10 protein-coding genes and 1 tRNA gene are annotated in these 11825 nt (G+C 69.4%); 6 read left to right on the forward strand and 5 right to left on the reverse strand.

From position 1 onward, the window contains the following. The first annotated feature begins 103 nt into the window (after positions 1 to 103). Positions 104 to 1954, forward strand: coding sequence for a glycosyltransferase (locus ACFXMV_RS03405; RefSeq protein WP_378502574.1), 1851 nt, complete (start codon positions 104 to 106; stop codon positions 1952 to 1954). A 75-nt stretch (positions 1955 to 2029) separates the two neighbouring features. Here the strand turns inward: ACFXMV_RS03405 and ACFXMV_RS03410 are convergent, their stop codons facing one another. From ACFXMV_RS03410 to ACFXMV_RS03425, 4 genes are read right to left on the reverse strand one after another with little or no spacing between them, the layout of a single operon-like run. Further along, positions 2030 to 2911 (reverse strand): glycosyltransferase, encoded by an 882-nt coding sequence (locus ACFXMV_RS03410; RefSeq protein ID WP_378498686.1) that lies wholly within the window; start codon positions 2909 to 2911, stop codon positions 2030 to 2032. Positions 2912 to 2919: 8 nt separating this feature from the next. Then, positions 2920 to 3768: an ABC transporter ATP-binding protein gene (locus ACFXMV_RS03415; protein ID WP_378498683.1), complete on the reverse strand. Its 849-nt coding sequence runs from the start codon at positions 3766 to 3768 to the stop codon at positions 2920 to 2922. 12 nt (positions 3769 to 3780) lie between these two features. Continuing rightward, positions 3781 to 4656 carry an ABC transporter permease gene (locus ACFXMV_RS03420; protein ID WP_378498682.1) on the reverse strand — a complete coding sequence of 292 codons (876 nt, stop codon included), beginning with the start codon at positions 4654 to 4656 and terminating at the stop codon, positions 3781 to 3783. A gap of 48 nt (positions 4657 to 4704) precedes the next feature. Continuing rightward, the gene (locus ACFXMV_RS03425) at positions 4705 to 5289 is read right to left on the reverse strand and encodes a bacterial proteasome activator family protein (protein WP_378498681.1); all 585 of its coding nucleotides are present in this window, start codon (positions 5287 to 5289) and stop codon (positions 4705 to 4707) included. 150 nt (positions 5290 to 5439) lie between these two features. Here ACFXMV_RS03425 and ACFXMV_RS03430 point away from each other — a divergent pair, with 150 nt between their 5' ends. Beyond that, positions 5440 to 6642 (forward strand): cysteine desulfurase-like protein, encoded by a 1203-nt coding sequence (locus tag ACFXMV_RS03430; RefSeq protein ID WP_378498680.1) that lies wholly within the window; start codon positions 5440 to 5442, stop codon positions 6640 to 6642. A gap of 15 nt (positions 6643 to 6657) precedes the next feature. Here the strand turns inward: ACFXMV_RS03430 and ACFXMV_RS03435 are convergent, their stop codons facing one another. Then, the gene (locus ACFXMV_RS03435) at positions 6658 to 7644 is read right to left on the reverse strand and encodes an NAD(P)H-quinone oxidoreductase (protein WP_378498679.1); all 987 of its coding nucleotides are present in this window, start codon (positions 7642 to 7644) and stop codon (positions 6658 to 6660) included. 118 nt (positions 7645 to 7762) lie between these two features. Here ACFXMV_RS03435 and ACFXMV_RS03440 point away from each other — a divergent pair, with 118 nt between their 5' ends. The 4 genes from ACFXMV_RS03440 to ACFXMV_RS03455 all read left to right on the forward strand — a co-directional run bounded on the left by ACFXMV_RS03440 (position 7763) and on the right by ACFXMV_RS03455 (position 11730). After that, the gene (locus ACFXMV_RS03440) at positions 7763 to 8926 is read left to right on the forward strand and encodes an alpha-hydroxy-acid oxidizing protein (protein ID WP_378498685.1); all 1164 of its coding nucleotides are present in this window, start codon (positions 7763 to 7765) and stop codon (positions 8924 to 8926) included. Between the two features lie 201 nt (positions 8927 to 9127). Continuing rightward, a complete protein-coding gene (locus tag ACFXMV_RS03445) occupies positions 9128 to 10990 on the forward strand; it encodes a DUF5615 family PIN-like protein (protein WP_378498678.1) in 1863 nt (620 codons plus the stop codon). A gap of 103 nt (positions 10991 to 11093) precedes the next feature. Continuing rightward, positions 11094 to 11588 carry a MarR family winged helix-turn-helix transcriptional regulator gene (locus ACFXMV_RS03450; RefSeq protein WP_378498677.1) on the forward strand — a complete coding sequence of 165 codons (495 nt, stop codon included), beginning with the start codon at positions 11094 to 11096 and terminating at the stop codon, positions 11586 to 11588. A 52-nt stretch (positions 11589 to 11640) separates the two neighbouring features. Beyond that, positions 11641 to 11730, forward strand: a tRNA-Ser gene (locus tag ACFXMV_RS03455). Positions 11731 to 11825 lie beyond the last annotated feature (95 nt).

An 11825-nucleotide genomic window follows, 5' to 3' on the forward strand; every position in this document is an offset into this window, starting at 1 on the left:
AGTGACATTAACCGAGGTCGAGCTCGGTGGTTTCGTCGGTCAACTGCACGTCGCGATACCCTGCCGGTGGACATTGGCGACACGATCGAGAGTTGGCGGTTGGATGAACAAGCCCGAATTCCGTGAGTCCGGGGCTCCGGCGACCGAGGTCGCGGCACGGCTGCTCGTGCAGCGCGGCGTCTTCGTCGGCATGTCGCCGATCGTCAACGACGATCTCTATGTCGCGTTCAGCAAGGGCTCCGGCGATAGGGAACGCCACACGCTGCGCCTGGACGAGGGTGCGCGCGCCCACACCAACACCTACTTCGGACGGTTTGCGGCCAGCTACTGGCAGCGCTGGACAACCGTGACCGAGGTGCGGGTCAGCCTGCGGGCGGCCGGCTCCGGCCGTTTCCGGGTCCGCCTGGTGGCCTCCGACATCGCGGGGCACCGCCGGATCGTCGGCGCCGTCGCCGGATCGGGCGACCAGGCGGTCGAACTCTCCTCACCGCTCGACAAGTTCGTCGACGGCGGTGCCCTCTGGGTGGAGATCGACGCGCTGGACGCCCCGCTGACCGTTGACCGGCTCGAGTGGACTGCGGCCGCCCCCGAGACCGTCCGCCCGGTCGCGATCGCGATCTGCACGTTCAACCGCGCCGACGACTGCGCGAAGACGGTCGCGGCGCTGGCGTCCGACGACCGGGTGCTCGAGGTCATCGACGCCGTCTACGTGGTCGACCAGGGGACCGACCTGGTCCGGGACCGCGACCTGTACGGCGAGGTCGCGCCGAGGTTCGGCGACAAGCTGCACTACCTGCGCCAGCCCAACCTCGGCGGCGCGGGTGGCTTCACCCGCGGTCTTTACGAGGCCTCCGTCACCGATGGGCATGCCGACGTGATCCTGATGGACGACGACATCCTGTGCGAGCCGGAGACGGTGCTGCGGCTCAACGCCTTCGCGAACGTCACCGTCGAGCCGACCCTGGTCGGCGCGCAGATGATGTTCCTGCTCAACCCCGACTACCTCAACGTGGGCGCGGAAGGCGTCAACCTGGCCACCCTCCAGCACGGGCAGAAGGTGCCGAAGGCGCTGCGCAACACGAGCATGCTGAAGAAGAACCAGGAGCGCCGGGTCGACGCCGGCTACAACGCCTGGTGGACCTGCCTGATCCCGGCGGAGGTCGTGGCGAAGATCGGCCTGCCCATCCCGATCTTCTTCCAATGGGACGACGTGGAGTACGGCGTCCGCGCCCGCGAGGCGGGCTTCGTCACGGTCACCCTGCCGAACGCGGCGGTCTGGCACGCGGACTTCTACTGGAAGGACTTCGACGACTGGGCGCGCTACTTCAGCACCCGTAACTCCCTGATCGTCGGCGCCCTGCACAGCGAACTCGAGACCAAGGCGCTGGGGCGGATGTTCTTCCGGCAGATCAGCGAGTTCATCGTCGGCATGCAGTACGGTCTCGCGGCCACCACGCTGCGGGGCATCGAGGACTTCCTCGAGGGGCCGAAGGTGTTGCAGGACGGCGGAATCGAAGTGATGGCCGCGATCCGTGCGGAGCGGGCGAAGTACCCGGAGACGGTCAAGCACGACGCGGCCACCGCCCCGGTGCGGTCCGCGGACCTCACCACGAGGCGCTCCGGCGGCGAGCCCAGCCACATGCGGCTGATCCTGATCAAGCGGGCCATCGACCAGTGGTTCGGCCGCACCCAACACGGCCTGATCAACGTTCCGCGCGAGGATGCGCACTGGTGGCACATCTCGCTGTTCGATCACGTGGTGGTCACCGACGCCTCGCAGTCCGGCGTGCGGATCCGTCAGCGGGACAAGGCCACCGCGGTCGCGCTGCTGCGGCGGACCGTCAAGGTGCTGCGGCGCCTCCGCGAGGACGGCGCCGCCGTCTCCCGCCAGTACCGCGACGCGGTCCCGCAGCTGACCAGCCGGGAGAACTGGGAACGTCTCTACGAGCAGTAGGGTCGCGGGCGGATTCGCCCCCGTGCGATTGGCCCGCATGGGGGGCACCTCGCAGACCCCGTGAGAACTCGCGGCTCAGTGCCGCTCGAACCGCTCCTGACGGCCCAGCTTACGCAGCCGCACCCACTCGCGCAGGCCCGCCGGGTCGCGTTCGGTGATCAGGAAGTACCAGCCGAAGCGCAGCCACTCCTGCGGGAGCAGCCGGCGCATGCCGGGCTGCGAGAGCAGGTAGCCGCGGTTGCGGTAGGTATAAAACCGCTTCGTCTCGTTGTCCGGGTACTGGGTGTGCATCCGGCCGCCGAGGATCGGCTTGAACTCCTCGGTGCCGCACGGATGCAGGTATGCCGTCCGCAGACAGGTGCCGAACGCCAGTCCGGAGCGCACGAGCCGGCGGTGCACCTCGACCTCGTCGCCGCGGACGAACAGCCGCAGGTCAGGGACGCCGACGGCGTCGATCGCGTCAGCGGAGAACAGCGCGCCGTTGAACAGCGACGCGATCCCGGGCAGCAGGTCGCCGTCGTCGCCGAGCTCGGAACGCAGCCGCCGCCACTCGAGCCCGCGGCGCAGCGGGAAGGCCAGCCGGGCCGGCTCGTCGATGTTGCAGACCACCGGCGACACCTCGGCCAGTCCGTGCCGGGTGGCGCAGTCGAGCAGGGTGGCCAGCACCTCCGGGCCCTCCGGGCGGCCGTCGTCATCGGCGAGCCAGACCCAGTCGGCGCCGAGGGAGAGCGCGTGCAGCATGCCGAGGGCGAAGCCGCCTGCCCCGCCCAGGTTGTGGCGCGAGCCCAGGTAGGTGGTGGGCACGTCCGCGGCCCCCACCAGCTCGCGCACGGCGTCCTCGTTCGCGTTGTCCACCACGATGAGGTGGTCGAGGGGGCGGGTCTGCGCGGCGAGGACCTTCAGCGACTCGGCGAGCAGTTCCCGGCGCCTGTGGGTGACGACGACCCCGACGATCATCGGCTCGCTCACGCGCCACCGTTCCCCGGCCGAGCGGCGCCGTCCACCGCCGTGGCGCTCTTCTCGGCCGCCATCTCAGCGATGGTGGTTGCGACGTGTGCGGCCGCCTCCGGGCCCTCGTAGGCGCGCACCACGTCCTCGATCTCACCGTGCATTCGCACCTGGCCGTGATCGATCCACATCGCCGTGTCGCACAGCTGGGCGAGGAACTCGTTGGAGTGGCTGGCGAAGACCAGGATGCCGGAGCGCTCGACCAGTGCCTGCAGCCGCACCCGGGCCTTTTTCATGAACTCGGCGTCGACCGCGCCGATGCCCTCGTCGAGCAGCAGGATCTCCGGATCGATGCTGGTGACCACGCCCATCGCCACCCGCACCCGCATGCCGGTCGAGTAGGTGCGCAGCGGCATCGACAGGTACTCGCCCAGCTCGGTGAACTCGGCGATTTCGTCCATCTTCGAGAGCATCTGCTTGCGGGTCTGGCCGAGGAACAGGCCGCGGATGATGATGTTCTCGTACCCGGAGATCTCGGGGTCCATGCCGACGCCGAGGTCGAACACCGGTGCCACCCGGCCGCGGATCCGGGCGCTGCCGCGGGACGGCTCGTAGATGCCGGACAGCAGCCGCAGCAGCGTGGACTTGCCTGCGCCGTTGTGGCCGACCAGCCCGATCCGGTCGCCCTCCTTGAGGGAGAGGGTGATGTCGCGCAGGGCCTCGACCACCACGACATCGGAGTCGTTGCGGCCGATCGCCCCGCCCGCCTTGCCGAGGAATGCCTTCTTGAGGGACCGCGACTTGGCGTCGAAGATTGGGAAGTCGACGCACGCGTTGTGCGTCTCGATGCTCACGTGTTGTGTCATTGTTTGCGGTCCTTACACCCAGTAGGGCACGCGCGCCCGGTACTTGCGCAGCGCCAGCAGCGCGACGGCCCAGCCCACGACGGTGATGGCGAGCACGATGTACCAGTGGTAGGCGTCCTGCGGCTGTCCGATCATGGGCGCGCGGATGATGTCGAGGTAGTGGAACAGCGGATTCAGCTCGGCGAGCTTGACCCGGTCCGCCGCGGTGCCGCCCTGGTCCTCGAGGCTCTGCGTCGTCCACATGATCGGGGTCAACACGAACAGCAATAGCGTCAGGCTGCCGAGGATCGGCGCGATGTCCCGGTACCGGGTGGAGAAGATGCCGAACACGATCGACACCCACAGCGCATTGACGATGATCAGCGCGAGTGCGGGGATCGCGGCGAGCGAGGCCCACGTCAGCTCGCGCCACACCCCGAACGCGACGAGCATCACCACATAGATCAGCAGGTTGTGGGCGAACAGCAGCAGCTGACGCCACACCAGGCGGTAGACGTGCACGCTCAGCGCCGACGGCAGCTGCTTGATCAGCCCCTCGTTCGCGACGAAGACCTCGGAGCCCTCCAGGATCGAGGCGCTGATCAGGTTCCACACGATCAGCCCGACGGTCACGTACGGCAGGAACTCGTCGAGCGGGATGTCCAGCAACGCCGAGTAGAGGATGCCCATCGCCGCCGCCTGCACGCCGGTGGCGATGGTGATCCAGAACGGGCCGATCACCGAGCGGCGGTAGCGCTGCTTGATGTCCTGCCAGCCGAGACTCAGCCACAGCTCGCGCTGGGCGAATCCGTCCCGCAGGTCCTTGAACGCGCGACGGAAGGTCTGCGAGTCGGAGACCGGGGGGACATTGGTGGCCAATGCCTCGGATTCTGCGGCGGATGCTGACACGAGGGTCGAGCCTACTGGTCCGCTCCGCGGGCCCGACCACGCGCACAGCTACAGGTACTGGCCGGTACCCGGGCCCTGCTGCGGATTCTGGTGCCCGTGGCCGGCGCCCATGCCGGGCGGCAGCGCACCCTGGCGCATCTGCTCGAGCTGGGACCGGGCCGCCATCTGCTGGGCGAACAGCGCGGTCTGGATGCCGTGGAACAGGCCCTCGAGCCAGCCGACGAGCTGCGCCTGCGCGATCCGCAGCTCCGCATCGGTCGGCACCGTGTCGTCGGTGAACGGCAGCGTCAGTCGTTCGAGCTCCTCGCGGAGCTCGGGGGCAAGGCCCTGCTCGAGCTCCCGGATCGAGGACCGGTGGATCTCCTTGAGCCGGTTCCGGCTGGCGTCGTCGAGCGGTGCCGCGCGGACCTCCTCGAGGAGTTGCTTGATCATGGTGCCGATCCGCATCACCTTGGCGGGCTGTTCCACCATGTCCGCGAGTGACTCGCCGTTCTCCCCGTTGGCTGCGCCAGCGCCCGCGAATCCGCCGTCGCCCGGTCCCGCTCCGACGCCGGGGAGGCCTGCGGCGGCCACCGTCATGGGTTGCCCGTCGGGTCCGATCACGACCACCTGCTGATTGTCCGGTTGCGTCATGGCTCCATCTTGTATCAGGAGCGGAGCCCGCGCATCGGCCGACGGCAAACACGCGAAAGTTTGTGTTCTGCACGGTTACACATACTGTGATGCCTCACAATCCGACCCTCCGCATCGCACCGTTCGGAAATTAGGTCCTAGGCTGTCGGCATGGCATACGACGTCGCCCGGGTGCGGGGACTTATCCCTTCGCTCGGCGACGGATGGATCCATCTCGATCCGCAGTCCGGCATGCAGCACGCGGACTCGGTGTCCACGGCCGTGTCGACCGCCTTTCGTGGCTCCGCGGCCTCGCACACCGGTCGGCACGTCTCCGCGCGGCGCAGCGCCGCGACCCTGGACGCGGCCCGCGAGGCCGTCGCCGATCTCGTGGGCGGCGACCCGGCGGGCGTGGTGCTCGGGCAGGACCGGGCGGTGCTGCTGGCGTGGCTGGCGGAGGCGCTCAGCTCGAGGCTCGGCCTCGGTACCGGCGTGGTGCTCTCCCGGCTCGACGAGGAGGCCAACGTCGCGCCCTGGTTGCGGGTCGCGAATCGTTATGGCGCGCAGGTGCGTTGGGCCGAGGTCGAGATCGACACCTGTGACCTGCCCAGCTGGCAGTTCGCCGAGCTGATCGGACCAACCACCCGCCTGGTCGCGTTGACGGCGGCCTCGCCGATCGTCGGGTCGGCGCCGGACGTCCGGGTGGCCGCGGACCGGATCCACGAGGTCGGTGGCCTGCTGGTCGCCGACGCCATCGCGGCCGCGCCCTACGCGCACGTCGACATCCACGAGATCGGCGCCGACGTGCTCGCGGTGAACGCGCCGAGCTGGGGCGGGCCGCAGATCGGTGCGCTGATCTTCCGCGAGCCCGAACTGCTCGACAAGATCCCCGCAATCTCGTTGAACCCGTACGCCACCGGGCCGGAGCGGCTGGAGATGGGCGGGCACCAGTACGCGCTGCTGGCCGGCCTGACCGCCTCGATCGACTACCTGGCCGGGCTGGACGAGACGGCCCGCGGCAGCCGCAGGGAGCGCCTGGAGACCTCGATCAGCTCGCTGCAGGACTACCACGACCAGCTCTTCGACCACCTGCTGCGGGCGCTGCGCCGACTGCCCCAGGTGATGCTGATCGGCACCTCGCACAGCCGGGTGCCGACCATCAGCTTCACGGTCGCCGGGGTGCCAGCGGAGAAGGTGTCGGAGCACTTCGCCGAGCGCCGGATCGGCACCCTCGTCGGCGGGCGCGGCGACAGCAGGCTGCTGGATTCGCTCGGCGTCAGCGACGAGGGCGGCGCCGTGACGATCGGCCTGGCGCCGTACACCACCCGGCACGAGATCGATCAGCTCGTCCGCGCCGTCGCCGCCCTCGGCTGACCGCCGACCCGGTGGTCACCCGACGGTGAGCACGACCTTGCCGACCGTCTCGGGGGCGTCGAGCAGCGCATGCGCGGCCGCGGCCTCGGTGATCGGTAGCTCGGCGTGCACGACCGGCCGCACGACGGCGTCCGCGACCAACGGCCACAGGCGTTCGGTGACGGCCGCGACGATGGCCGCCTTGCTCGAGCGCCCGGTCTCGGGCCTGCCACGCAGACCCGTCGCGAACACCCGGCCGCGCTTGGCGAGCAGCTTGCCGAGGTCCAGCTCGCCGACCCGGCCGCCCTGCATGCCGATGACGCAGAGCTGACCGTCCTTGGCGAGGGCGTCGATGTTGCGGCCGAGGTAGGCGCCGCCCATGTTGTCGAGGATCAGGTCGGCCCCGCCGTGCGGGGTGCCGGACAGCGCGGCCACGAAGTCGTCCTCGCGATAGTTGACGGCGATCGACGCGCCGAGCCGGCGGCACACGGCCAGCTTCTCCTCCGAGCCCGCCGTCGCGGCTACGGTGGCACCGAGGGCTGCGGCCACCTGGATGGCGTGGGTGCCGATGCCCCCGCCGCCGCCGTGGATCAGCACCACCTGTCCCGCCTGCAGGCCCGCGATCATCACCAGGTTCGACCACACGGTGCAGGCCACCTCGGGCAATGCGGCCGCCGCGACCAGGTCCAGACCCGCGGGAATCGGCAGGAGCTGGGTCGCGGGGACCGCCACCCGCTGCGCGTAGCCGCCGCCCGCGAGCAGCGCGCACACCTGGTCGCCGACGGCCCACCCGCGCACGCCGTCGCCGAGTTCGGCGATGGTGCCCGAACATTCGAGCCCGAGGATCTCGCTCGCACCGGGCGGAGGCGGATACAGGCCCTGCCGCTGCAGCAGGTCAGCACGGTTCACCGCGGTGGCCGCGACGTCGACGAGGACCTGGCCGTGGCCGGGTCGCGGGTCGGGGACTTCCGTCCACTTGAGCACCTCGGGTCCGCCGGGGCCGGTCACGGTGATGGCGCGCATGAGTCGACGCTAGCCCCGCCGAGCCCGGCTGTCGCGGGAGCGGCCGAACCGCTGCGTTGCTCCCACCCGTTGGGGGTCCGGACCCGCTAGCGTCACGCGGGTGACCTACTACGGCAACATGCAGAACGAGATCTACCTGTCCGGGATCGGCGGCGCCCGGCCTGAGCTGCCGATGACCGCTGCCGGGCTGGAGGAACTGGCCGCGGCCACCCTGTCGCCGGAGGCCTTCGCCTACATCGCGGGTAGCGCGTCGACCGAGCGGACCGCCGCCGCGAACCTGGCCGCGTTCGAGCGGCACGCGATCGTGCCCCGGATGCTGCGCGGGACGGCGGCGCCGGACGCGCGGGACCTGAGCGTCGAGGTGCTCGGCACCAGGCTGGCCGCGCCGGTGCTGACCGCGCCCGTCGGTGTTCTCGAACTGGTGCACCCGAACGCGGAGCTCGCGATCGGCGAGGCCGCCGACGAACTCGGGATCGGTTCGGTGTTGTCCACGGCGTCGTCCACCCCGATCGAGGAGGTAGGGGCGGTCTCCGGTGAGAACTGGTGGTACCAGCTGTACTGGCCGGCCGATGACGAGGTGGCGCAGTCGCTGGTGCGCCGGGCCGAGGCGGCGGGCGCAAAGGCGATCGTGGTCACCGCCGATACGCCGGGAATGGGATGGCGCCCACGAGATCTCGAGCTGGGTCACCTGCCGTTCCTGCAGGGCAAGGGAATCGCGAACTATCTGACCGACCCGGTCTTCCGTTCCCGGCTCGCGACGGCGCCGGAGGAGAGTGCGGAGGCTATGCAGATGGCGGTGCTGACCTGGGTGTCGATGTTCGGAAATCACAGCCTGCGGCCCTCCGATGTGGCCCGGCTGCGGGAGTGGACGGACCTGCCGATCGCGGTCAAGGGCATCGTGCACCCGGACGACGCGAGGGCGGTGGTCGACGCAGGCGCGGCGGGCGTGGTGGTGAGCAACCACGGCGGTAGGCAGGTTGACGGCGCAATTGCCGCGCTCGACGCCCTCGCGCCGGTGGCCGCGGCGGTAGGGGATCGCGCGGATATATTGCTGGACTCCGGAATTCGATCTGGAGCTGATGTCCTCACGGCTCTTGCCCTCGGCGCGGACGCGGTGCTCTACGGCCGACCCTGGGTGTACGGGCTCGGCCTCGCGGGCAAGGCGGGCGCGCGGCACGCCCTGCGAATCCTGCTGGCGGATTTCGATTTGACGCTCGGATTGGCCGGATTCGCGAGCATCGACGAGATTGACACCTCCGCGTTGCGTGCCGTTTCCGGCTGATTTGTTTGTTGTGCCGGTGCGACTCCCGAAGAACTCGCGGGCGCGGAATGAGCGGTCAACAAACTCTTTGGCATGTTTTACTTCCTACAAGATCAAACTCGTTTTACTTTGGTGTGATCAGTTGCCGCGTCGATGCGCGCACCCAGTGAGGAGTCCGTTGTGTCAATGGAACAGCCGAAGCATTCACCGCTAGTCAATCGAGTGGCCATCGGATGTGCGACGGCAGTCGGCGCCGGTCTGCTCCTCGCGTCGCCGGTCGCGGCTTCGCCGCTGCTGGCAGGTCCGGCCATCGTGCATCAGCAGGCCCAGAACGTCGAGATCGAGAAGAAGTACGTCGAATGGGGCGGCGCGGGTTCGCCTCTGGGCAGTCCGGTCGGCGAGGTTTATGTCGTCGGAAACGGATTCGGTCAGAACTACGAGGGCGGTGTGATCTTCTATTCGCCCGACAGCGGGGCGAAGGTCATGTACGGCGTGATCCTCGATAAGTACCGCGAATTGGGCGGTCCGGCCGGTGATGTCGGCTTCCCGAGCACCGATGAGGCGGATGCGACCGGTGGCGCGAATCGGGTGAGTGAATTCCGCACGCCTGGCGGCGCCAAGATCTTCTGGACTCCCGAGGCGGGTGCCTGGCTGGTCCGCGGACCCATTCTGGCCGCGTGGGACAAGCTCGGCGGCGCGGCAGGCCCGATCGGTTACCCGATCGCCGCCGAGGCCGAGGTGGACGGCGTGCACGTCGCCAAGTTCAGCGGCAATGGCGGCACCGCGGAGATCCGTTGGAGTGAGGCAGACGGATTCGTCACCGTGCCACCGGAACTCGCGGCCGATCTCGAGGGCCTGGCGATCCCCGGCGTGCCGAGTGTGAGCGTTCCGACCGTTGACGCGTCGGTGCCGTCCGTTGACGTCGACGTTCCGGGTGTCGACATCGATGTCGACGGTTCGGAGGAGTCGACCGACGACGGCGGCGGCATCAACAAGTGGTGGGCCGTCCCGGTCGGCCTGGCCATCGCGGCGGGCGCGGGCGGACTGCTCGGACTGCTCGGACGCCGCCGCAAGGGTGACGTCGACGTGGCAGGCGTGAAGGGCCCGAAGATCGACGGACCGGACCTCAAGGCCCCGAAGATCGATGGACCGGACCTCAAGGCCCCGACGCTCAAGACCCCGGATGTCGACCTGCCGGATGTCAAGGCTCCCGACGTCAAGGTGCCGAAGCACAGCGCCCCGGACCTGGACCTGCCGGATGCCGACCTGCCGGATGTGAAGGCGCCGAAGCTCAGTGGCGGCGCGGTCGCCGGTGCGGCCGGTGCCGTCGGTGCGGCCGGGCTGGGCGCTGCGGCCCTGGGCGGCAAGCTGACCGGCTCCGGCAGGGACGTCGATGCCGACCTGCCGAAGGCCGACGTCGACCTGCCCGACGCGGGCGTCGACCTGCCGAAGGCCGATGTCGACGTGAACGCGCCGAAGCTGGGTGGCGGCCTGGACGTGGACGCGCCGAACGTCGGCCTGTCCGGTGCGGGCAAGGTCGCGGGCGGCCTCACGGCCGCGGGCCTCGGTGCGGGCGCGCTGACCTGGCTCACCAGCAAGAAGGGTGGCTCCGACGCCAATCTCGAGGCCGTCTACGCCGGGCTCGGCGGCACGGATGACATCGACGTCAGCTACGAGGAGGTCGTCACCGGCATTCCCACGGCGGCGGTCGGCGGGGTCAAGTTCCTGGTCGACGAGAACCTCAGCCCGAAGGTGGCCGGCCTGCTGCGCGATGCGGGCTATGACGCGGTCCACGTCTTCGATGCGGACCTGCGTGGCGGCAACAACGATCAGGTGCTCGCCCGTGCCACCGCGGACGGCCGGACGCTGATCACCGCGGAGCTCAGCTACGTCGACGACCTGATCGCGTCGCAGTCGGGTCCGAGCGTGCTGCTGCTGCGCCGTGGCGGCGCCACCATCGACGAGCAGGCCTCCGTGCTGCTGGCGAGCATTCCGAAGGTCGCGCCCGCGATCGGCTCGGGCGCGCTGGCCTCGCTCGGCGTCGAGCGGATCCGGGTTCGCTCGCTGCCGCTGCGTCGCAGCTGATCCATTTCGATCCGACGCGGACCCCGGCCATCGCGGCCGGGGTCCGTTGTCGTTTCAGACCGAGCGGTATGAAACTGCGCACGCCTCCCACTAGAATGTTTGTGTGACAACACAGATTGACGGTGTGCAGGGTGCGACTCCCCGCTGGCTCGATGGCACGGAGATGGCCGCGTGGCGCGGCTTCATCGACGGCGGCCAGCGATTGATGGAAGTTCTCAACCGGGACTTACAGGATCGGCACGGGATCACCTTGGCCGACTATCGAATTCTGGTGATGCTGTCCGAATCGCCCGACGGATCGGTCCGGATGAGCGAGCTCGCGGACGGCGTGGTCGCGTCGCGCAGCAAGCTGACCCATCAGGTCCGCCGGATGGAGGCGGACGGCATGGTCGCCAGGAACACCTGCATCGAGGACGGGCGCGGGGTGCTCGCGATCCTCACCGAGGAGGGGCGCCGACGGCTCGAGGAGGCCGCCCCGACACACGTCGGCGGGGTCCGCCGTTATCTCGTCGACCTGTTGGGCCGGGACGAGTTGAAGACCGTCGCGGGGGTGTTCGCCAAGGTGGACGACGCCCTCAGCCGTCGACCCGCGGGCTGACCCGCCGCGGCGGATTCCTCCCCGGACCGGCGCTGCCGTTAGGATCTGCGATGGAAGCGTGGCAGAGCGGCCGAATGCACTCGCCTTGAAAGCGAGCGTGGCGTTAAACCCACCGGGGGTTCAAATCCCTCCGCTTCCGCCAAACCAAACGGCTCCGACCAGGGCGCAACCCCGGTCGGAGCCGTTTTGTGTTGTACGAATACGGGTTCCGCTAGGTTGTCGGACGACGATCGCCCG

This window comes from Rhodococcus sp. NPDC059179 (assembly GCF_042754885.1).
GTDB lineage: Bacteria > Actinomycetota > Actinomycetes > Mycobacteriales > Mycobacteriaceae > Rhodococcus_G.